Source organism: Arenimonas oryziterrae DSM 21050 = YC6267 (assembly GCF_000420545.1).
Lineage (GTDB): Bacteria > Pseudomonadota > Gammaproteobacteria > Xanthomonadales > Xanthomonadaceae > Arenimonas > Arenimonas oryziterrae.
On sequence record NZ_ATVD01000001.1, the window covers coordinates 833,420 to 855,716 of the forward strand.

The 22,297-nt window shown below is 66.3% G+C and carries 18 protein-coding genes and 1 riboswitch; of the genes, 13 read left to right on the forward strand and 5 right to left on the reverse strand.

The window, feature by feature from the left end; all coding sequences use genetic code 11:
• Positions 1 to 10 precede the first annotated feature (10 nt).
• The 6 genes from hemW to G467_RS0104205 all read left to right on the forward strand — a co-directional run bounded on the left by hemW (position 11) and on the right by G467_RS0104205 (position 7,625).
• Positions 11 to 1,165: a radical SAM family heme chaperone HemW gene (gene hemW, locus G467_RS0104180; protein WP_022968478.1), complete on the forward strand. Its 1,155-nt coding sequence runs from the start codon at positions 11 to 13 to the stop codon at positions 1,163 to 1,165.
• A 67-nt stretch (positions 1,166 to 1,232) separates the two neighbouring features.
• Positions 1,233 to 1,418: a CPXCG motif-containing cysteine-rich protein gene (locus G467_RS0104185; RefSeq protein WP_022968479.1), complete on the forward strand. Its 186-nt coding sequence runs from the start codon at positions 1,233 to 1,235 to the stop codon at positions 1,416 to 1,418.
• A gap of 39 nt (positions 1,419 to 1,457) precedes the next feature.
• Positions 1,458 to 1,640, forward strand: a riboswitch (cobalamin riboswitch).
• A gap of 137 nt (positions 1,641 to 1,777) precedes the next feature.
• Positions 1,778 to 3,574, forward strand: a complete 1,797-nt coding sequence (locus G467_RS0104190) for a TonB-dependent receptor domain-containing protein (RefSeq protein WP_022968480.1) — start codon at positions 1,778 to 1,780, stop codon at positions 3,572 to 3,574.
• A gap of 139 nt (positions 3,575 to 3,713) precedes the next feature.
• A complete protein-coding gene (locus tag G467_RS17155) occupies positions 3,714 to 6,224 on the forward strand; it encodes a DUF1631 family protein (RefSeq protein ID WP_281166665.1) in 2,511 nt (836 codons plus the stop codon).
• Positions 6,221 to 6,568, forward strand: coding sequence for a PilZ domain-containing protein (locus G467_RS0104200; protein WP_022968481.1), 348 nt, complete (start codon positions 6,221 to 6,223; stop codon positions 6,566 to 6,568). Before G467_RS17155 ends, G467_RS0104200 begins: the two co-directional genes overlap by 4 nt.
• Before the next feature lie 4 nt (positions 6,569 to 6,572).
• Positions 6,573 to 7,625, forward strand: coding sequence for an FAD:protein FMN transferase (locus G467_RS0104205; protein ID WP_022968482.1), 1,053 nt, complete (start codon positions 6,573 to 6,575; stop codon positions 7,623 to 7,625).
• Positions 7,626 to 7,632: 7 nt separating this feature from the next.
• Here the strand turns inward: G467_RS0104205 and G467_RS15340 are convergent, their stop codons facing one another.
• Positions 7,633 to 10,281 carry a bifunctional diguanylate cyclase/phosphodiesterase gene (locus G467_RS15340; RefSeq protein ID WP_022968483.1) on the reverse strand — a complete coding sequence of 883 codons (2,649 nt, stop codon included), beginning with the start codon at positions 10,279 to 10,281 and terminating at the stop codon, positions 7,633 to 7,635.
• A 63-nt stretch (positions 10,282 to 10,344) separates the two neighbouring features.
• Here G467_RS15340 and pepQ point away from each other — a divergent pair, with 63 nt between their 5' ends.
• Positions 10,345 to 11,661, forward strand: a complete 1,317-nt coding sequence (gene pepQ / locus G467_RS0104215) for a Xaa-Pro dipeptidase (protein ID WP_022968484.1) — start codon at positions 10,345 to 10,347, stop codon at positions 11,659 to 11,661.
• Positions 11,662 to 12,132: 471 nt separating this feature from the next.
• Complete coding sequence (locus G467_RS0104220) at positions 12,133 to 14,889, forward strand: valine--tRNA ligase (RefSeq protein ID WP_022968485.1); 2,757 nt, start codon at positions 12,133 to 12,135, stop codon at positions 14,887 to 14,889.
• A gap of 26 nt (positions 14,890 to 14,915) precedes the next feature.
• Here G467_RS0104220 and rimI read toward each other — a convergent pair whose 3' ends face one another.
• Genes rimI through pssA form a run of 3 tightly spaced genes read right to left on the reverse strand, consistent with a single transcriptional unit; the run spans position 14,916 to position 16,499 of the window.
• Positions 14,916 to 15,410 carry a ribosomal protein S18-alanine N-acetyltransferase gene (gene rimI, locus G467_RS0104225; RefSeq protein ID WP_022968486.1) on the reverse strand — a complete coding sequence of 165 codons (495 nt, stop codon included), beginning with the start codon at positions 15,408 to 15,410 and terminating at the stop codon, positions 14,916 to 14,918.
• A 4-nt stretch (positions 15,411 to 15,414) separates the two neighbouring features.
• Positions 15,415 to 15,699: a hypothetical protein gene (locus tag G467_RS15345; protein ID WP_022968487.1), complete on the reverse strand. Its 285-nt coding sequence runs from the start codon at positions 15,697 to 15,699 to the stop codon at positions 15,415 to 15,417.
• Complete coding sequence (gene pssA, locus G467_RS0104235; protein ID WP_022968488.1) at positions 15,696 to 16,499, reverse strand: CDP-diacylglycerol--serine O-phosphatidyltransferase; 804 nt, start codon at positions 16,497 to 16,499, stop codon at positions 15,696 to 15,698. The genes G467_RS15345 and pssA overlap by 4 nt, the downstream gene beginning before the upstream one ends.
• 102 nt (positions 16,500 to 16,601) lie before the next feature.
• On the opposite strand from pssA, the gene G467_RS17330 reads away from it, so the two are divergent.
• The 5 genes from G467_RS17330 to fabB all read left to right on the forward strand — a co-directional run bounded on the left by G467_RS17330 (position 16,602) and on the right by fabB (position 20,958).
• Positions 16,602 to 16,973 (forward strand): DUF4124 domain-containing protein, encoded by a 372-nt coding sequence (locus G467_RS17330; RefSeq protein WP_022968489.1) that lies wholly within the window; start codon positions 16,602 to 16,604, stop codon positions 16,971 to 16,973.
• A gap of 16 nt (positions 16,974 to 16,989) precedes the next feature.
• Complete coding sequence (locus G467_RS0104245; protein WP_022968490.1) at positions 16,990 to 17,274, forward strand: DUF4124 domain-containing protein; 285 nt, start codon at positions 16,990 to 16,992, stop codon at positions 17,272 to 17,274.
• Positions 17,275 to 17,329: 55 nt separating this feature from the next.
• On the forward strand, positions 17,330 to 19,030 hold the full coding sequence (locus G467_RS0104250) for a proline--tRNA ligase (RefSeq protein ID WP_022968491.1): 1,701 nt from the start codon (positions 17,330 to 17,332) through the stop codon (positions 19,028 to 19,030).
• A 199-nt stretch (positions 19,031 to 19,229) separates the two neighbouring features.
• On the forward strand, positions 19,230 to 19,739 hold the full coding sequence (gene fabA / locus G467_RS0104255) for a 3-hydroxyacyl-[acyl-carrier-protein] dehydratase FabA (RefSeq protein WP_022968492.1): 510 nt from the start codon (positions 19,230 to 19,232) through the stop codon (positions 19,737 to 19,739).
• Between the two features lie 7 nt (positions 19,740 to 19,746).
• A complete protein-coding gene (fabB, locus tag G467_RS0104260) occupies positions 19,747 to 20,958 on the forward strand; it encodes a beta-ketoacyl-ACP synthase I (RefSeq protein ID WP_022968493.1) in 1,212 nt (403 codons plus the stop codon).
• 3 nt (positions 20,959 to 20,961) lie between these two features.
• Here fabB and G467_RS0104265 read toward each other — a convergent pair whose 3' ends face one another.
• Positions 20,962 to 22,227, reverse strand: coding sequence for a threonine/serine exporter family protein (locus G467_RS0104265; protein ID WP_022968494.1), 1,266 nt, complete (start codon positions 22,225 to 22,227; stop codon positions 20,962 to 20,964).
• Positions 22,228 to 22,297: the final 70 nt, after the last annotated feature.

The following is a 22,297-nucleotide window of genomic DNA, read 5'->3' on the forward strand; positions in this document are numbered from 1 at the left end:
ACAATCGACCATGCTCATTCCGCCGCCCCTGTCGCTGTACATCCACATCCCGTGGTGCGTGCGCAAATGCCCGTATTGCGATTTCAATTCGCACAACCAGCCGCAGACGCTGCCGGTCGAGGAATACCTCGCGGCGCTGACCGCCGATCTCGAACAGGACCTGCCACTGGTCTGGGGTCGCACGGTGCACAGCGTATTTTTCGGCGGCGGCACACCGAGCCTGTTTCCGCCCGACGCGATCGGCCGCATTCTCGATGCCGCCAGCGCGCGCCTGCGTTTCGCTCCCGGCGCCGAGATCACGATGGAGTGCAATCCCGGCACCGCCGAGCACGGCCGATTCGAGCACTACCTCGCCGCCGGCGTGAATCGCCTGTCGTTCGGCGTGCAGAGTTTCGACGACGGTTGCCTGCAGCGGCTGGGCCGCATCCACGACAGCGGCGAGGCGGAATACGCCGTCAAACTCGCGCAGGACGCCGGCTACGACAACATCAATCTCGACCTGATGTACGCCCTGCCCGAGCAGACGCTGGCGATGGCGCTGCACGACGTGGAGCGCGCGATCGCGCTGGCGCCCACGCATCTGTCGCACTACCAGCTCACGCTCGAGCCCAACACCGTGTTCGCGGCAAAACCGCCGACCGGCCTTCCCGCCGACGACGATGCCTGGGACATGCAGGAGCGCTGCATTGCGCGCATGGCCGACGCCGGTTTCGCGCAGTACGAAGTCTCGGCGTACGCGCAACCCGGTCGGCAATGCGCGCACAACCTCAACTACTGGCGTTTCGGCGACTACCTGGGCATCGGCGCCGGCGCGCACGGCAAGATTTCCTCCGGTGCGAGCGGCGACATCCTGCGCCGCTGGAAAGTGAAGAATCCGCGCGAGTACCTGGCGGCGGCAGCGAGCGAAGCACGCATCGGTGGCGACGATCCGATCGCGGTCGACAGCCGCGCGTTCGACTACATGCTCAACACGCTGCGACTGGTCGAGGGTTTTTCGCTCGCCGATTTCGAAGTACGCACGGGCTTGCCGCGCGCAACGCTCGACAAGCGCCTGGACCATGCCCGGTTCATGGGCTGGCTCGAGCGCAGCGGCGACCGCGTCGTCCCGACCGAGCTGGGCCGGCGCTTCACCAACGACGTGGTGTCCCTGTTCCTGCCCGACTAGGCGCGGCCCTGCGTCCGAAACCCGGGGAATCACGCGATTGATACATCGGCCTGCCGACAATCGCGACATGCTCGATTCCGTCTTCCTCACCTGCCCGTTCTGCGGCGAGCGCTTCGAAGCGCTCGTCGACGCCTCCGGCGGCGAGGCCGACTACATCGAAGACTGCCCGGTCTGCTGCCGACCCATCAGCCTGCACCTGCGCACCGGCAGCGACGGCGGCTTCGAAGGCCTGGACGCCGATCGCGACGAATAGCCGGCACGCCCTCGCTGGCCCCCGCCGGCCTGCTCCATTACACTTCGCGCCGCCCCAGGTGCTCGGGAAGCCGGTGAAAGTCCGGCACTGCCCCCGCAACGGTAAGCCAGAACTCCTTTCATCAAGCCACTGGGCCACGGCCTGGGAAGGCGAAAGGCTGACGCGATGGAAGCCATCGCGTCGCTGGCAAGTCCGGAGACCGGCCTCGGGACCAGACGCGCTTTCCGATCCGGAAGGCGCGACCTAACGGCACGTTGCGGTGGGCGACGGGGCAACTCCTGTCGCGTCCGCGCCATGCGTTGATCCCCTCTCCTGCCCCGACCTGCACTTCCAAGCGGGTGTGCGTTTCAGGAGCTGTCATGAACCAAGTAATTCGCAATACCGCCCTGTCGGCGGCGATTTCCCTTTCCCTGCTGGGCACGGCCCGTGCCGACGACGCGAAGGACATCGACACCGTCGTTGTCACCGCCAATCGCAGCGCCGTGCCAGCCGATGAAGTGCTCGCCTCGGTCACCGTCATCGAACGCAGCGACATCGAAGCCAGCCAGGCACCCGACCTGCTGAGCCTGCTCGCGCGCCAGGCCGGCATGGACCTGGTCCGCACCGGCGGTCCGGGTCAGACCAATACCTTGTTCCTGCGCGGCGGCATCGCCAGCCACACCCTCGTGCTCATCGACGGTATTCGCGTGAACTCGGCCAACCAGGGCAACTTCGACTTCGCGCATCTGCCGCTGTCGCAGATCGAACGCATCGAAATCGTACGCGGCCCGCGCGCGGCCCTGTGGGGCTCGGACGCGATTGGCGGCGTCATCCACATCTTCACCCGCGATCCGTCGGCCGGTTACATCGAAGCCCGCGCCGGCAGCTACGGCCTGGGCGGCCTCAATGCCGGTTTCGGCACCGCGCATGTGGCGATCGGCGCCGGATTCGAGACCCAGCGCGGCTTCTCGGCGACCAATCCCGCTGCGGGCCCGGGCAGCTACGATCCGGACAACGACGGCTACACCAACCGCAACCTCAGCCTGCGCGTGCACGGCGACGTCGGCACCCAGCATGTGGCGCTGACCGGCCTGATCACCGACGCCGACGTCGAGTTCGATATCGGCGAGACCGCGGCGATCAACCGCGAGCTGGGCATCGTGCTGTGGGGCGAGATCAACGACCGCTGGAGCCACAGCATCACGCTCGGCCACAACAGCGAAGACCTGAACACGCCGGACTTCGATTCGCACTTCGGCAGCGAGCGCAGCACGCTCGACTGGGTCAACACCTTCACCCTCAACGCCGACAACACCCTGAACCTGGGCGCGAACTGGGCCCACGAAACCGGCTTCTCGGAAAGCTCGACCGAGGTCTCGTTCGACGAAGGCCGACGCAACCTCGCCGTGTTCGCGTCCTGGCGCGGCCACTTCGGTACGCAGACCTTCGAGCTGTCCGCCCGTCGCGACGACAACAGTCAGTTCGACGGCGCCACCACCGGCAATGCCGCCTGGGGTCTGGACGTCAACGACAGCCTGCGCGTGCGCGCGAGCTGGGGTCAGGGTTTCCGCGCGCCGAACTTCAACGAGCTCTACTACCCGGGCTTCTTCGGCTTCTTCGCCGGCAATCCCGACCTGCGCCCGGAGCGTTCGATCAGCCAGGAAATCGGCGTCGACTGGCTGGCCACGCTGAGCCAGCGCGTCTCCGTGTCCCTGTACCGCACGCGGGTCCGTGACCTGATCGCGTTCACCAGCCCGACCTTCGGCGCCGAGAACGTGAACCGCGCCGCGATCGACGGTGCCGAACTCGATTACCACTTCGAACACGGCGCGTTCCGCCTGGACGGCAACGCCACCTGGCAGGACGCACGCAACGCGTTGACCGACCTGCCGCTGCTGCGCCGTCCGGACCGCAAGCTGTCCTTGTCGGGCAGCTACCGGTTCAGCAACGACGCCGCCCTGGGTCTGGATGCGAGCGCCTACTCGTCGCGCCCGGACATCGGTGGCGACCTGCCCGGCTACGCCCGTTTCGACCTGCGCGGCTCGCTGCCGCTGACGGCCGGCTGGACGCTGGAAGCGCGCATCGAAAACGTATTCGATCGCGAGTACCAGTTGCTCGAGGGTTACAACACCCCGGGGCGCAGCGGTGTGGTGAATCTGCGCTGGAACGGAAAATAAGCGAAAAGCGGCCAGTCCCCGGGCTCCCCCGGGGACGGGCTCCGCCCCTAGTCGCGAGGGCACGCCTGTGCCTAGAATCGGGGTGGGGATCATGATCGGGGAGCGCCGCATGTCTGCATCCGCCGGCCAGTCGCAGGCAATGCCAACCTTGGCATCGCGGCATTTGCCAAGGCGCGTTCGCGCCATGCTCGAGGGCATCCTCGAGTTCACCTCGGACGAACTCGAACGCGGCATCGTCGCCACGCTCAACGAATTCGAGCAACAGCTTTTCAAGTTCGCCGAGCAGGCGCGCAGCAACATGGTGCAGACCCGCTGGCTGGAATCGCAGCGGCTGATCAAGCGCAACCGCCACGACCTCGTGCCGCGCTTTTTGATCGCACTGGAAGCCGAACTCGCCAACCTGCGCGAACCGCCGACCAAGGCCGGTTTTGCGCCCCTGCGTGCGCGTGGCAGCGAACTGTCCCTGGTCGACGACCTGGAGATGGACGAAACCAGCTTGCTCAGCGAGATGGCCAGCCGCGCGGAACTGCGCTGCAGCCTGCCGCTGTATCTGTTGGGACAGCGCTTCGGCGTGCTCGCCGGACGACCGGCCTTCGATCCCGAATCCCTGCCGATCGGTCCGCAGGCCCTGTGCCGCATGATCCGCAGTGCGTCCGACTGCCTCGAACTCACCGAAGAACACCGCCTGATGTTCCTGCGCGCCTTCGACCGCCAGGTCATGCCGATGTACGGCAGCCTGGTCGAAGCCGTAAACACCTTCCTGGCCAAGAACGGCGTGCTGCCGCATCTGCAGTACGTGCCGCTGCGCGCGCGTCCCGCGTCGCAGGGCTACACGGCGGAAAAACCCCTCGAGGCCCCGCCCGCCGATCGACCCGCGCAGGCTGGCGGTTCGCCGCATGGTGGCGTTCCGGGCCAGGCCGGCGGCGAAACGCTGGGCCTGAGCCTGGAACCGGTGCATCGCGGCCAGCCCTCGGCGCGCGGCGACTACCGCGCCGGCTCCGGCGTTGCCTCGACGGGAGGCGATCCAGCCAACGCGCCGGATCCGGGTTTCCTCGAAACCGGACGCACCGGCCCGGCCTCGCATCCTTCGCGGCAACCGACCGCCACCGGCGCCCCCGCCGATGGCTGGGGCGCTGGTCCGGTCAGCGGACCGGGCTCGGCCGGACCGGCTGCCGGTCCCGGTGAAGGCAATGCCGAAGAAAATTTCCAGCTCATGCGGCAGTTGCTCGCCGGCCGCCGCCAGCTGCTGGGCAAGCTCGGTTCCGATCGCGGCCGCGAGGGCAACGAACCCACCCAGGTCGCCACCCAGAACCAGATTCAGGACGTGCTCGGCAGCCTGCAGGTGAAAGCGGCGTCGCCGGTCATGGAGAAAGGCAAGCCGGTGATGCGCAACGTCACCCATCTCAAGCAGGACCTGCTTGCGATGCTCCGGCAATCCGCGCCCGACCAGCCCGCCCCGGCGCTGGCTGAAGAAGATGGCGACGCGATCGACCTGGTCGGCATGCTCTACGACAGCATCCTCAAGGACGTGAAACCCAATAGCCCTGCCTCGATCCTGCTGTCGAAGCTGCAGGTGCCGCTGCTGCGCGTGGCGTTGCAGGACAAGGGCTTTTTCACCAAGCAACAGCATCCGGCCCGCCTGATGCTCAACACCATCGCCGAGACCGGTGCCTACTGGCTCAGCGACGACGAAGCCGACGAAGCGCTCGTCAACAAGATGAATACCGTCGTCGACCGCACCGTGCGCGAGTACGACGGCGACATGGGCCTGTTCAGCAACCTGCTCGAAGATCTGAGCGCGCACCTGCAGACGATCACGCGCAAGGCTGAAGTTGCAGAGCGCCGGCATGTCGAAGCCGCGCGCGGCAAGGAAAAACTCGCCCATGCGCGCGAACGCGCCGGCATGGCGATGGAGAATCTGCTCAAGCAGCAGAACCTGCCGCGGTTCACCCAGACCCTGCTGAGCCAGGCCTGGACCGACGTGATGGCCTTGACCGCGCTGCGTCACGGCGAGGATTCCGAAGTCTGGAAGCAGCAGCTGGGCTTCGCCGAACGACTGATCCAGATCGCCCGCACACCGGCAGGCGAACAAGCGGCCCTGGGTGAAAACGCCTCCGGCCTGCAGCAGGAAGTCGAACAGGCGCTCTCGCAGGTGGGCTACCAGGGCGACGAAGCCACCGCGATCGCGCAACGCCTGGTCCATCCGCAGTCGGGCAGCGAAGACGATGCCGCCAGCCGCACCGAATTGACCATGCGCCTGAAGGCGCGTGCACGCCTGGGCGAGGACCTGAAGGCCAAGAAGAGCAAGAAGGTGCCGCTGACCGCGCCCGAACAGGCGCGTTACGAGCAGCTCAAGCAGACGCCGTTCGGCAGCTGGTTCGAGTTCACCACCAACCAGCAGGGCGACAAAGTCCGTCGACGCCTGTCCTGGTTCAGCACCGTCACCGGCCACGTGTTGTTCGTCAATCATCGCGGCCAGAAAGTCGACGAGCACACGCTCGACAGCCTCGCGCGCATGATGGTCCGTGGCCAGGTGCGCATCATCGACGAAGAGAAAGGCTCGCTGATCGATCGCGCCTGGAACACGGTGATGAACGCGCTGCGCTCCTTCGCCGGTCAGACCCCTGCTGTCGCGAGTCCCGCCCAATGAACGACTACCGCCGCGCCAAACGCCGCAAGGTCGGCTACAACGTCGAGATCGTCGACACCATCACCGAGCAGCCGGTCGGCAAGCTCAGCAATCTGTCCGAATCGGGCATGCTGCTGATCCTGCACCATCCGCTGATGAACGATGCCCTCTACCAGTTGCGCTTCCGTCTGCCCGATCACGCCGGTGTCGAACGCGCGATCGAAGTCGGCGCACACGAACTATGGGCCGATGACGCCGCCGCACCCGGCCAGGTCTGGACCGGCTTCCGCTTCATCGATGTCGCGCCGACCGATCTCGCCTTCATCCGCGAATGGGTCGACGCCCCCGGCAGCCAGTACGTCTGAGCGCGTGCCCCGGCGCGCACTCCTGCTGATCGGGCTGTGCCTGCTGGCCGCCTGCCAGCGCAGCGGCCCGGTTACCAGCGAACAACTGCATGTCTTCGGCTCGGTCGCCGACATCGAGATCCGCGGCAGCTCGCCGGCCGTGGCCGAAGCGGCGATCGCCGAAGCCTCGGCGCGACTGGTACAGCGCGAACGCGAGTGGCATGCCTGGAAACCTTCCGACCTGACCCGCATCAATGCCGCGTTCCGCGTCGGCCAGTCCGCGCCAGCGCCGGCTTCGATCATCGAGATGGTGCGACGCTCGCAGGAGTTCGCGGTGAGCAGCGACGGCCTGCTCGATCCCTCGGTCGGCGGCCTGGTCGAGCTGTGGGGATTTCATACCTCGGAATTTCCCGTGACGACGCCGTCGCCTTCGCTCGAGCAAGTCCAGGGATGGGTGCGCGCGCGACCGCGCATCCGCGACGTGCGCATCGAAGGTGATCGCCTGGCCAGTCGCAATCCGGCCGTGCAACTGGATTTCAACGCGATCGCCGAAGGGGCGGCGGCCGCGGAAATCGACACGATTTTCCGTCGGCGCGGCATCCGTCATGCCCTGATCAGTCTCGGCGGCGACGTCCTCGCGCTGGGCGACGGCCAGGGTCGCCCCTGGCAGGTCGGCATGAAGGACCCTTACGGCGGCGCGCTCGGCATGGTCGAACTCGGCGATCGCGAAGCCTTCTTCAACTCCGGCAACTACAACAAGTTCCGGCAGGCGGCGAACGGCGGCCGCTGGGGTCATATCCTCGATCCGCGTACCGGCATGCCCGCACGCGGCGCGGCGGCGACCGCGGTGCTCGCCAACGACCCCGTGCTCGCCGATGCCGCGTCGACCGCCTTGATGGCGGCCGGCCCGGCCGGCTTCCGGCGCATCGTCACGCAGATGAAAGTCGGCTGCGCGCTGATGGTGACCGAAGAAAACGAACTGCTGATCACCCGCGGCATGCGCGCACGCATGCAGTTCCTGCGCGAACCGGTCTCGCTTGGCGATCCGATCGACCTGGGGCCGGGCTGCACGCCCTGACGCGCGCTCAGTCCTGCCGGGATACCGGCTGCGGCTTGTGGATCAGGAAGCCCTGCGCGTAGTCGACGCCCAGCTCGCGCAAGATGTCGCGGGCCCGCTCGTCCGCGACCCATTCGGCGACCACGACCAGACCCAGCTGATGCCCGATGTCGGTGACGGCGCGCACGATCGACAGACTGACCGCATCGGTCTCGATGTTGCGGATGAAGCTGCCGTCGATCTTGATGTAATCGATCGGGAAGTTCTTCAGATAGCCGAACGAAGCCATGCCGGCGCCGAAATCGTCGAGCGAGAAATGGCAGCCGATCTCGCGCAGGCGATTCATCATCGCGATGACACGCGTCATGCTCGCCACCGCCGCAGTTTCGGTGATCTCGAAACAGACGCGATCGGCCGGCACGCCATAGGCCTGCAGTTTCTCGATGACGAAGCTCGGGAAGGTGTCGTCTTCGATGGTCAAGGCCGATAGGTTGATCGCGCACAAGCGCACCGGCTGCCCGGACGGATGCAGGTGGTTGAAATTGGCGAATGCCGTTTCCACCACCCAACGATCGAGCTGCGGCATCAGGCCGTAGCGTTCGGCCGCGGGGATGAAATCGCCCGGCGGCACCATGCCGCCCTTTTCGTCGCGCAAGCGGATCAGCAGCTCGAAATGCACGCCCTGGCCCTCGCCCTGCGCCTGCAAGGGACCCAGCTCCTGGAAATACAGGATGAACCGCCCTTCCGACAGCGCCTGGCGCAGACGACTGGCCCATTGCAGTTCGCTGCGCCGGCGCACGATCTCCTGGTCGTTCTCCGAATACAGCTGCACGCGATTGCGACCGCGTTCCTTGGCCATGTAGCAAGCGGTGTCGGCCTGCGAATACACCTCGCGTTGATGACGTCCCGGCTCGCCGATCATCACCATGCCGATGCTGGCGCTGATGGTGTAGAGCCGCTCCTGCCAGGTGAACTGGAACTCCTCGATCTCGCGGCGCATGCGCTCGCCGAACGCCAGCGCTTCGCTGGGCGTGGTGCGTTCGATCAGGATGCCGAATTCGTCGCCGCCGAGACGCGCGATGACTTCGCCCTGGATCAGGTGGCTGCTGAGCAGATTGGCCAGCTGCGCCAGCAACTGATCGCCGGCCGCATGGCCGGAGGTGTCGTTGACGATCTTGAACTGGTCCAAGTCCAGATAGAACATCGCGACCTGCCGGCTCTCGTCCGCTGTCGCGATCGCCGCATCGAGCCGGCGCACGAAATCGCGCCGGTTCGGCAAGCCGGTCAGCGCATCGTGGCTGGCCTGGTAGCCGAGCAGTTCATTGAGCTCGCGCAATTCGGTGATGTCGTTGGCGACGGCGAGCAGGTGCGGCTTGCCTTCGAGCGAGATCAGCGACACCGACAGCGTCATCCAGTAAGCGCGCCGGCCGCTGCTGCGCACGCGCACCGAACGATTGATCATCGCCCAGCCGCCCTTGGCGATGTCCTCGAACTGTTCTTCGAGGCCGTCGTCCTCGAACAGTTCCACGAGCGTCTTGCCGCTCTGCTCGGGATCGGGGATCAGCAGGCGTTCGCGCGCGGCGTGATTGGCGTAGGCCAGCGAGCCGTCCTCGGCCCGCGCCAGCAGCACGAGCGTGGGCAGCAGTTCGTTCAGCGCACGGAAGCGCGCCTCGCTGTCGCGATACTGCGCGGACAGGTCCTTGGCCAGGCGAAACGCACGCGCGCGAGTATTGGCCAAGGACCAGGCCAGCGAGGCCATGAGCAGGCTGGCGAGCGTGCCGGTCGCAAAGGTCATGGCGGGCAGCGAGACCGACTGCATCTTGCCCGGCGCGCCGACCAGCTGCATGCGCCAGGTGCGTCCGCCGTAGCGGATGTCGCGCTGATAGCGATAGCTCAGCGCCTTGGGAGCAACGACAGACGCCTTTGCCGCGTCGCTGGCGAACAGTGAATGCGGCACGCCATCGGTCACGTCGGTGATGCGGATGTCGAAATCCTCGCGCGCCTCTTTCGGCAGCGCGCGTTCGATGAGCGTGCTCACCTGGAACGACACGGCCAGCGAGCCGGTCAGGCGCGTCACGCGCTCGGCCGGTGACGTCGGTGGCGCCCCGGGAGAAAAGACCGGCAGACGGATGATCACGCCGTCTTTCGGGCCGGGCAGACCCGCGCGCTGGATCAGCTCGAACGCGCCGGACATCGCCGGCTGGTCGGTGTCGCGCGAATAAATCAGCGCGCGCAGGTTCGCCGGCTGGCTGGTGATGTCCAGACCATGAAGACGATCGTTGCCAGCACGCGGCGCGACCAGGTCAGTGATGAAATGCTCGCCGTCGGCACGCAGTTCGCGATGGGCGACGCCGATCGCCTGCAGGCTGGGAAAAAGCTCCTGCGGATGCAGGTTGGCGTAGATCGTGTCGAACTCTTCCGCCGTCACGTCCCGCGAGGCAAGAAACAAGGCCTGCACCGACCGCGCCAACAAGCCGCAATTGGCCAACTGCGACTGCACGGCATCGAAGCTGCGCTCGGCGACGCGTTCGGACTGCGCGCGTTCGGCCTGCACGAGCGCGGCGTGATGGACCTGGGTGGTGAACGCAGTCATCGCCATGCCCAGCACCAGCGCACCGACGGTCCAGAGCCAGGCAGGCTGTCCGAGGAACCCACCATCGTCGCGACGCCTGTCCATCGACTCGTCCCCGGCTGTCCGGATAAGGCAGAATTGGCACGATATCCGGACGGATCCCGAGCCATGGCAGCTTCAGCTTCTACTGTTTACAGCGACCACCTTGCGACAATCAAGGCGCGGACCGACCTGGCGCTGCAAAAATGCGGTTTTGATCACATGATCATTACTTCCGGGATCGCCAAGTACCGATTCCTGGACGATATGCATTATCCGTTCAAGGCCAATCCGCATTTCCTGCACTGGCTGCCGCTGACCCAGCATCCGTACAGCTGGATCGCGTACACGCCGGGCAAAAAGCCCGTGCTCGCCTACTACCAGCCTGACGACTACTGGCATGTGCCGCCCACGGCGCCGGAAGGCGACTGGGTGGAACATTTCGACATACGCATCCTGTCCGAGCCGGCGGACGCCGTACACCACCTGCCGAGCACCGGCCGGTCCGCCATCATTGGCGAAGACGACTCCGGCCTGCCGGGTTTCGCGCCCAACAATCCCGAGTCGGTGCTCAACGCGCTGCATTTCCAGCGCGCTTACAAAACGCCGTACGAACTCTCGCGCCAGCGTCTGGCGCAACGCCGCGCGGTGCCGGGACATCTGGCCGCGCGCGCCGGTTTCCTCGCGGGACAGTCGGAAGCGCAGATCCACGCCGCCTACCTGGCCGCTACCGGTCACACCGATCCGGACCTGCCCTACAACAACATCATCGGCCTCAACGAAAACGGCGCGACGCTGCACTACCAGTACAAAAACACGCAGGCACCGGCGCAGCACCGCGCGCTGCTGATCGATGCCGGCGCGGAAGTCGACGGCTACGCGTCCGACATCACGCGCACCTGGGGCAATGGCGACGCGCACTTCCAGGCCCTGATCGATGCGGTCGAACGCGAACAACTGGCGCTGTGCGCGAACGTGCGCGCCGGCACGGACTATCGCGATCTGCACCTGGACTGCCATCTGCGCCTGGGCCGCGTGCTCAAGGCGCTGGACATCGTCGACATGGACCCGGGCGCGATGCTGGAAACCGGCGTGACCTCGACCTTCTTCCCGCACGGCCTGGGCCATCCGATCGGCCTGCAGGTGCACGACATCGCCGGCTACACCGACGAAAACGGCCAGCTCATCCCGCGCCCCGCCGGCCATCCGTTCCTGCGCATGACGCGCACGCTGGCGCCCGGCATGGTGGTCACGATCGAGCCGGGCCTGTATTTCATCCCGACGCTGCTGGCCAAACTCAAAGAAAGCCAACACGGCCACGCGGTGAACTGGAAAAACGTCGAGCACCTCGCGAAATTCGGCGGCGTGCGCATCGAAGACGAAGTGCACTGCACCGACGGCGCTCCGGAAAACCTCACCCGCGATGCGTTTGCCGAATTGAGCTGAGCAAACGTGGCCCTAGGTCGCAGCGGCGACCCGAGGGGCTAGCCGCGACGACCGCTCGGTCGCAAGCGCCATCCGTGGCCAGCTCACGAGCGGCCATGCCGGCCATCCTGGCCGGCATTTCGTCGCGGCTAGCCCCTCGGGTCACCACTGCTCGAAGCAAGTTTCGCGAGAGTCAGAAGCGACAAGCTCTTCGTTCACCCTTCCAATCTGCTCGAGCGTCGGCGACCGGCGGGGGCATCGTGGGTGGAGTGAAGGCCATGGATGGCCGTAACGGTCGCTCGTGCGCTGGCCAGGATGGCGCTCGCGCCCGAGCGACCACCGACGATGCCCCCGCCGGTCGCCGACGCGTGCGCCTCAGCCCAGATTTCCATCCGCATCGCGCCCAAAGCCCTGTTTTGATAGGATTTGGGTATCAATTCGACCCGACAGCCGCCCGGCCCTGCGCCGGGCGTGCCGTCTTTGCCCTTTGCAGTGAGCCCCATGGACAAGAGCTTCGAGCCGCAGACTTTCGAGACCAAGTGGTATTCCCATTGGGAGACCACCGGCTGCTTCAAGCCGTCCGGGACCGGCAAGCCCTACACCATCATGCTGCCCCCGCCGAACGTCACCGGCACCCTGCACATGGGCCATGCCTTCCAGCACACCCTCATGGATGCCCTGGTCCGCTACCACCGCATGCGCGGCTTCGACACCCTCTGGCAGGTCGGTACCGACCATGCCGGCATCGCGACCGAAATGGTCGTCGGCCGCAACCTGTCCCGCGAGAATCTGACCCGCGACGGCCTTGGCCGCGACAAGTTCATCGAAAAAGTCTGGGAATGGAAGAAGCAATCCGGCGACACCATCACCCGCCAGATGCGTCGCCTCGGCACGTCCGGCGACTGGAGTCGCGAACGCTTCACGATGGACGAGGGCCTGTCGAAGGCCGTCGTTGAAACCTTCGTGCGCCTGCACGAACAGGGCCTGATCTATCGCGGCCAGCGCCTCGTCAACTGGGACCCCGTGTTGAAGACCGCGATCTCGGATCTCGAAGTCGTCAGCGAAGAAGAAGACGGCAAGCTGTGGTCGATCTCGTATCCGCTCAGCAACGGCGACGGCGCCCTGGTCGTGGCGACCACGCGCCCCGAGACCATGCTCGGCGACACCGCCGTCATGGTGCATCCGGAGGACGAGCGCTATTCGCACCTGATCGGCCAGACCGTGCGCCTGCCGCTGAGCGACCGCGAGATTCCGATCATCGCCGACGACTACGTCGATCGCGAGTTCGGCACCGGTGTCGTCAAGGTCACGCCGGCGCACGACTTCAACGACTACGCCGTCGGCCAGCGTCACGGCCTGCCGATGATCAACATCCTCACGCCGACCGCCGAGATCAACGACAACGCCCCGGCCAAATACCGCGGCCTGGACCGCTATGTCGCGCGCAAGGCCGTGCTCGCCGATCTCGAGGCCGCCGGCCTGCTGGTCGAAGAGAAAAAACACAAACTGCAGGTCCCGCGCGGCGATCGCACCGGCCAAGTCATCGAGCCTTATCTGACCAACCAGTGGTTCGTGAAAATGGACACGCTGGCGGCGCGCGGCCTGGAACTCGTCGAGAACGGCTCGGTGCGTTTCGTGCCCGAGAACTGGATCAGCACCTATCGCCACTGGATGAGCAACATCCAGGACTGGTGCATCTCGCGCCAGCTGTGGTGGGGCCACCAGATTCCGGCGTGGTACGACGCGAACGGCAAGATCTATGTCGGTCGCGACGAAGCCGAAGTCCGGCGCGTGCACGATCTCGCTGCTGACGTGGCGCTGACGCGCGAAAGCGACGTCCTTGAGACCTGGTTCTCGTCCGCCCTGTGGTCGCACAGCACGCTCGGCTGGCCCGACGGCGGCGACATGGCGAAATACGATTTCTCCAAGCGCCTGCCGACGTCGGTGCTCGTCACCGGCTTCGACATCATTTTCTTCTGGGTTGCCCGGATGATCATGATGACCGACCACTTCACCGGCGAAGTGCCGTTCAAGGACGTCTATATCACCGGCCTGGTGCGCGACAAGGACGGACAGAAGATGTCCAAGTCCAAGGGCAACGTGCTCGACCCGATCGACATCATCGACGGCATCACCCTTGAGGCATTGATCGCGAAGCGTACGACCGGTCTGATGAAACCGACCGACGCGCCGAAGATCGAGAAAGCCACGGCCAAGGAATTTCCGGACGGCATCCCGGCCTTCGGCGCCGACGCACTGCGCTTCACCTTCGCTTCGCTCGCGACCCATGGTCGCGACATCAAGTTCGATCTCAATCGCGCCGAAGGCTACAAGAACTTCTGCAACAAGCTGTGGAACGCCGCGCGCTTCGTGCTGATGAACTGCGAGGATTTCGCTGCTGCCGGCGCGCCCGAGCCCAAGACCGACGCTGAGCGCTGGATCCTGCACAGCTTGCAGAACATGCTGCTGAATGTGGAGAAAGGTTACGAAGACTACCGCTTCGACCAGGTCGCGCAGTCGCTGTACGAATTTGCCTGGAACGAGTATTGCGACTGGTTCCTGGAGCTGGCCAAGCCCGCCCTGACCGGCGACGACCCGGTCGCGGCCAACAGCACGCGACACACCCTGCTGTATGTGCTCGAGATCCTGCTGCGCGCGCTGCATCCGCTGATTCCCTTCATCACCGAGGAAATCTGGCACGCCGTGGCACCCAAGATCGGCGTCGGTGGCGAGTCGATCAGCACGCAGCCCTATCCCGAATTCGACGCCGGCTTGATGAATCCGACCGCCGCGAACGACATCGAATGGCTCAAGGCGGCGGTCACCCAGCTGCGCTCGATCCGCAGCCAGATGACGATCGCACCGAACAAGGCTATTCCCCTGCTGCTCGAAGGCCAGGCCGACGACGAAGGCCAGATCGCGCGGCATAGCGCCTCGCTGAAATTCCTGGCGCGTCTGGAATCGATCGAATGGCTGCAGGGCGAGGCGCCGGCCACGGCGATGGCACCCCTGGGCGGCCTCAAGTTCCATATCCCGCTGGCCGGCCTCATCGACCTGTCCGCGGAAAAATCGCGCCTGGAAAAAGAGATCAAGCGCATCCAGGGCGAGATCGGCAAATGCCAGGGCAAGCTCGCCAGCGACACCTTCGTCGCCAACGCGCCGGCGGCCGTGGTCGAACAGGAACGCACGCGCCTGGGGGACTGGAACAACCAGCTCAGCGCCCTGCTCGAGCAACAAAAACGCCTGTGATCAGGCGGTAACGCGGGCCACCGAAGTCAGAGCTTCGGCGGCCACTGCGATTCGGGCGCGAGCAATTCCATCGCCATGACGATCGCGTCCTCGCGACCTTTCGCGGCCGGGTAGTAGTTCGGGCGCCGGCCGATCTCGTTGAAACCTTCGTCGTTGTACAAGGCGATCGCGTTCGGATTCGACGGCCGCACTTCCAGGAACACGCGGTCGGACATGTGCCAGCGCGCCAGATCGATCAGACGTCGCAACAATCGCCGGCCGTGGCCATGCCCCTGGTGCTCGGGTGCGACGCAGACATTGAGCACATGCGCTTCGCCGGCCGCGCAGCTGAGCACGCCATAGCCGATGATGCCCGCGCGCGCCTCGAACACCCAGCACTGGTGGCCGATGCGCAGGCAGTCGCGGAAGATGCCGGCCGTCCAGGGAAATTCATAGGCGCGCTGTTCGATCGCGATGACCGCGTCGATGTCGGTCTGGCGCATCGGCCGCAGTTGCGACGCGTCGGCGGCTTGCGCGTTCATCGCGTCAGTGACCGCGGCGCAGGGCCCGCAGTTGCGGCCACAGCGTCCGCTTGCCGCGCGGATCGCGGCGCAGGGCCTCGAGATCGGTGATCAGGGCCGCGATGTCGCGCCCGTTGGCGGCGCGCTGCAGGGCTTGCAGCAGTTTTCCCGCGCTTGCCGGTGCAGCCGTCGCGGCCGGCGCATCGCTGTCCGCCATCGGCGCAACCGGCGCCACGGCGACACCCGCGCGCTGGTAGAGCGTGTAGCCCATCGCACCGAGCAAACGCTGCTGTTCGCCGGACCAGCTCATGCGACCGGCTTGCGCATCACTTTCGTCCAGACCCAGTACGCGGGACCGGACAGGGCATACAGCAGGGCCAGCGCCAGCAGCACGCGCGGCGGATCGACCATCAGCGCGACCAGCACGCCCACCACCAGCAACATCGCCCAGAACGGCACGCGCTCGCTCTTCTTGGCATCGGTGCCGCTCGTCGCCGGGGACTCCTCGGCCTTGGCGCCGCCCTTGAAGCTCGTGTACCGGATCCGGCTGACCATCAGCAGCGCGCAGGCCACCGTCACCGCCGCCGCGACGTAGCGCAGGGATTCACCGCTGAACTGGAAGTCGTTCATCGACCAGACGAAGGACATCATCACCGCCGCCGAGGACGGGCTGTTCAAGCCGATGAACCAGCGCTTGTCGACGACGCCGACCTGGGTGTTGAAGCGCGCCAGGCGCAGGGCCGCACAAGCGACGTAGAGGAAGGCCGCCGCCCAGCCGAGCTTGCCGGCCAGCGGCCCGTCGAGTTTCAGCGCGACCAGGGCCCAGTGATACATCACCAGGGCCGGCGCCATGCCGAAGCTGATCAGGTCGGCAAGCGAGTCGTACTGCACGCCGAATTCGCTGCTCGTCCCGGTCAGGCGCGCGACCCGGCCGTCGACGCCGTCGAACAGCGCGGCGACGAACACCGCCACGCAGGCCGGCACGAACTGGCCGTTGGCCGCGGACAGGATCGCGTAAAAGCCCGAGAACAAGCCGCAGGTGGTGAGCAGGTTCGGCAGCAGGTAGATATGGCGGCTGCGCGGGCGCGGGCGGTCGTCGGTCGGTTCCATGCGAGGAGTGTAACGGCTACGCCCGGCGGCCCATAGCCGCCCGCTTGCCAGCGGGGGTCGGGGGTGATAACTAGATCGCGTCGACCCCCCGCGGAGGCTGCCATGTCCCGTCCAACCCTGCTTGCCATCGCCTTGCTCGTCGCGTTGCCCCTGCTCGCCTCGGCCGAGGATCGCGTCTACAAATGGACCGATGCCAATGGCGTGGTCCACTACACCCAGATCGAACCGGACAAGGTTCGCAGCCAGGCGCGGGACATCAAGGTCCACACGCCGGAAGTCGCGCCGCCGAAGCCGACGCCCGAAGACACCGCCTGCCTGCGCGCGAAATTGAGCCTGGATCTGCTGGCGAAGGGCACGGCCCTGGTCATCGACAAGGACGGCGACGGCCAGACCGAACGGATGACGGACGAAGATCGCGCCGCCGCCAAGGACCTCGCGGAACGGCAGGTCGCCGCCTTCTGCAAGACCCCGTAACCGGCGCGGGCGCGCCGTGAAGCTGTTCCTGGCTATCCTCGCCGGCGTCCTGTTGGCCGCTGGCCTGACCTGGTGGAATCGCCATGAAACCCCGCGCACGGCATCCGACCCGGGGGCGGGCGACGAGACCGCACGCCGCGACGCCAACGCGCCCCACCCGCTCTATCGCTGGCGCGATGCGAACGGTGTGCTGCAGATCACCGACCAGCCGCCCAAAGGCCGTCACTACGAAAAGGTCACGCTGCGCGCGGACCAGAACGTGATTTCGAGCAGCGCGCCAGCGCCCGAGCCGCCGAACTGAGCGGACGGCCCGCTACAATGGCCGCTTCCCGTCTTCGAAGCCCGCCAGCCCGCCCATGCGCCTGTCCCAGTTCCACCTCTCGACCTCGAAAGAAACCCCCGCCGACGCCGAAGTGATCAGCCACCAGCTGATGCTCAAGGCCGGCATGATCCGCAAGCTCGCCGCCGGCCTGTACACCTGGTCGCCGCTGGGCCTGCGCGTGTTGCGCAATGTCGAGCGCGTGGTCCGCGAGGAAATGAACCGCGCCGGCGCGATCGAAATGCTGATGCCCTCGATCCAGCCGAAGGAATTGTGGGAAGAAACCGGTCGCTGGCAGAAATTCGGCGGCCAGCTGCTGAAGATCCGCGACCGCAAGGACGCCGAGTACGCCTACGGCCCGACGCACGAGGAAGTGGTCACCGATTTCGCGCGCAACGAGCTGCGCAGCTACAAGCAGTTGCCGCTGAACGTGTACCAGATCCAGACCAAGTTCCGCGACGAGATCCGCCCGCGCTTCGGCGTGATGCGCGCACGCGAGTTCCTGATGAAGGACGCCTACTCGTTCCACCTCACTGCGGAATCGATGGCCGTCACCTATCAGGCGATGTACGACGCGTATTCGCGCATCTTTACGCGCCTGGGCCTCAAGTTCCGTGCGGTCAACGCCGACACCGGCGCGATCGGCGGCAGCGCCTCGCATGAATTCCACGTGCTCGCCGATTCGGGCGAAGACGCGATCGCGTTCTCGGACGGCTCCGACTACGCCGCGAACACCGAAATGGCCGAGGCGCTGGCGCCCGGTCCGCGCGCGCCGGCGAGCGCGGCGATGGCGAAAGTCGTCACGCCCTGGCAGCGCACCTGCGAGGAAGTCGCCAAGCTGCTCGGCATCGAACTCGCGAGCACGGTGAAATCGGTCGCGATGATCGGCGAGCAGGGCTTCGTGCTCGCGCTCGTGCGCGGCGACCACATGGTCAACGAGATCAAGCTGGCGAAGCTGCCGGGCCTGGCGGAATACCGTCTCGCGACGGAAGCGGAAATCCTTGCGCACCTCGGCAGCGAGCCGGGCTTCCTCGGCCCGGTGAAACCGCTGCAGCCCATCACCGTCATCGCCGATCGCAGCGTCGCCGCGATGGCCGACCTGGTCGTCGGCGCCAACGAAAAAGGCTTCCACCTCACCGGCGTGAACTGGGGTCGGGATCTGCCCGAGCCGGACCTGGTCGCCGACATCCGCAACGCCGTCGCCGGCGATCCCTCGCCCGACGGCCAGGGCACGCTGGGCATCGCGCGCGGCATCGAAGTTGGCCACGTGTTCCAACTCGGCCAGAAATACGCCGAGGCGATGAAGGCCACCGTGCTCGATGCCGAAGGCAAGGCGCAGGTGATGTTCATGGGCTGCTACGGCATCGGCGTGAGCCGCATCGTCGCCGCGGCGATCGAACAGAACTTCGATGCAAATGGCATCTGCTGGCCCGAGCCGATGGCGCCGTGGCGCGTCGCGGTGTGCATCATCAATCCGAAAAACGATCCGGCCGTGGTCGAAGCAGCGCAGGCGCTGTACATCGACCTCAATGCGCGCGGTGTCGACGCCTGCCTCGACGATCGTGGTCTGCGTCCGGGCGTGATGTTCGGCGACATGGAACTGATCGGCATCCCGCACCGCGTCGTCGTGTCCGAACGCGGCTTGGCGGCCGGCACCTTCGAGTACCGCGCGCGTCGTGACGCCGAAGCGGTCAATCTCGATCGCGCTGCCCTGTTCGCGCAGCTCGGCCTGGAGTGATCGAGCACGCGGACGTCGTGCGGCGACCGCGCAATCGGCAAGGCCCCGCACCCGGGGCCGCGTCGCATACGTCGCCGTAGGGGATAAGCCAATCAAGGCCTTGGAAAGTACGCCCCTGTATGTAGTCGCGGAGTGTCACGGGGCATGTGAATAATTCGGGTTGAGTCGCCGTCCCTGCGACGTTCAAGGAAGACCCTCGATGCAAGCCTCTTTTTCGCGCGAACAGCTCATCGCCTGCGGCCATGGCGAGATGTTCGGGCCCGGCAACGGCCGCCTGCCCTTGCCCAACATGCTGATGCTCGATCGCATCACGCACATCGACGACGACGGCGGCGTGCACGGCAAGGGTCAGATCCGCGCCGAACTCGACATCCACAAGGACCTGTGGTTTTTCGGCTGCCATTTCGAAGGCGATCCGGTGATGCCCGGTTGCCTGGGCCTGGATGCGATGTGGCAGTTGGTCGGCTTCTTCCTTTGCTGGAAACAGAACCCCGGCCGCGGTCGCGCGCTCGGCGTGGGCGAGGTGAAATTTGCGGGCCAGGTTTTGCCGACCGCAAAACTGGTGAGTTACGTTATCGATATCAAGCGGGTGGTCGAACGCAAACTGGTGCTCGCCATCGCCGACGCCAAGATGTTCGTAGACGGCCGCGAGATCTATACCGCGACCGACCTGCGCGTCGGCCTGTTCACTTCCACCGATTCGATGTGAGTCCGTCATGAAACGCGTCGTCATCACCGGCCTCGGCCTGACTTCCTGCCTCGGCAACGACCGCCAGACCGTGACGGCCGCCCTGCGCGACAGCCGCGCCGGTATCCGCGCGATTCCCGAATACGCCGAACTGGGTTTTCGCAGCCAGGTCGGCGGCGTGGTCGAAGCCGACCTCGACGGCCGCATCGACCGCAAGCTGCGCCGTTTCATGGCCGACACCGCCGCCTTCGCCTATCTGTCGATGGAAGACGCACTCGCCGATGCCGGCCTGGCGCGCGACCAGGTGTCCGATCCGCGCATCGGCGTGATCGCCGGTTCCGGTGGCGGCTCCTGCGCCAACCAGGTCGACGCCGCCGATCTTCTGCGTGCCAAGGGCGTGCGCCGCGTCGGTCCGTACATGGTCACGCGCACGATGACCTCGACGGTCTCGGCCAATCTCGCGACCGCGTTCGGCATCCGCGGCGTGAACTATTCGATCGCTTCGGCCTGCGCGACCTCCGCCCATTGCATCGGCGCGGCGATGGAGCAGATCCAGCTGGGCAAGCAGGACATGGTTTTCGCCGGCGGCGGCGAGGAACTGCACTGGTCGCAGACGATGCTGTTCGACGCGATGGGCGCGCTGTCATCCAAGTACAACGCGACGCCGGAACGCGCCTCGCGCGCCTACGACGCCGAACGCGATGGTTTCGTCATCGCCGGCGGCGGCGGCATGGTCGTGGTCGAATCGCTCGACCATGCGCAGGCCCGTGGCGCGCGCATCCTCGCCGAGATCGTCGGCTACGGCGCGACCTCGGACGGCGCCGACATGGTCGCGCCCTCGGGCGAAGGCGCGGCACGCTGCATGCGCCAGGCGCTGGCGACGGTCGACGGCCCGATCGACTACCTCAACACGCACGGCACCTCCACGCCGGTCGGCGATCTGGCCGAACTGGGCGCGATCAAGGACGTGTTCGGTGACGCGGTGCCGCCGTTCTCCTCAACCAAGTCCTTGTCGGGCCATTCGCTCGGCGCGGCCGGCGTGCACGAGGCGATCTACTGCCTGCTGATGATGCAGGGCGGCTTCATCGCCGGCTCGGCGAACATCGACCAGGTCGATCCCGCGGCCGAGGGCATGCCGCTGGTGCGCGTGTCGCGCGACGCGAAGCTCGATACCGTGATGTCGAACAGCTTCGGTTTCGGCGGCACCAATGCCACGCTGGTGCTGCGCCGCTGGCCGTAAGCGTCAGAGATTTCGTCGCGGCGAAATCAGCAGGCTGCCGAACAGGATGCCCGCGACCAGGGCGATCAAGGCGGTGATGACACCGAACGCGGTGTCCAGGCCGAGCATCACGTCGCGCTCGAACACGAAGTTGAAACTGCGGAAGCCCAGGCTGCCCGGCACCAACAGGATGATGCCGGGCACGCGGATGAGCGCGCCGGGCCGGTTCCAGTAGCGGCCGTAGGCGTTCGACACCGCCGTCACCACCATGCTCGCGAAAAACACGCCGGTCGGCACGGTGTTGTTGTCCGCGCCCGGCAGCGTCGCGGCGAGTTTGGTCGCGAGATAACCCAGCCAGACCGAAGCCATGACCAGCAGCACGTCGCGGCGCGCGGCCTTGAACAGCACCGCGAACGCGAACGAGCCCGCCAGCAGGGTCAGCCACGGCACCCAGTTCGGCAGCGCGGTGGCATCGGCATTCGACAAGGCCTGCCAGCCCAACAAGCCGACCACGTGCGCACCGGCGACGGCGCCGAAGGTGAGCTTGAGCAGGATCGTCAGCGCGCCGGCGAAACGCGCGGTGCCCGACACTAGCTGCTGGCTCGTCAGTTCCGAGACCGCATTGGTCAGGGTCAGGCCGGGCATGAGCACGATGAGCGCGGCGACGATCACGCCCTGCAGCGACAGCGGTGCGATGAAGCTAGACACCGCACCGGCGGCGAGCGTGACGATAAACGCCGCGAGCGCTTCGTGCGCGTCGCGCAGACGCGGCCGGGTTTCGCTGTACACCGTCAGCGCACCGACGAGCACGCCCAGAATCGCCGCCGTGCACAGGTCCGCCCAGCCGGTGTGCTGCAGCAGGCCGGTGACCGAGGCCGAAGCCAGGCCGAAACTGAAAACCGCCAGCGGTTTGGCGTAGACGCGTGGCGGCCGGTCGAGCGCACGCATCGCGCGCAGGCCTTCGGCGATATCGAGTTTGCCCGACAGCACGTCCTCGGCGATCGCGTCGGCCGCCGCGAGCCGACCCAGATTGGTGTCGCCCGGTTCGAGGCGGATGATCTGGGTGATCTGGTGCGGCGCACCCCGCTCGACGTCCGCGAAACTGATCAGCATGCCGGTCGGGTTCGACCAGATCTGCGCCTCGATATCCAGCCGCTGCGCGACCTGGCTGACCGCTGCCTCCAGACGCTGCGCGGACGTGCCGTAGATGTGAAGACGGCGCGCGAGTTCGATCAGGAAGTCGATGCGGACCAGATACGGGGCGCGGGCGTCGTTGTCGATCGAGGTCATGGCTAAAAGCATGGCATGAAAAGGATGGCAGGAAATCGTCGCGCGCCCGACAATGGCCCGTCTCGGGGCA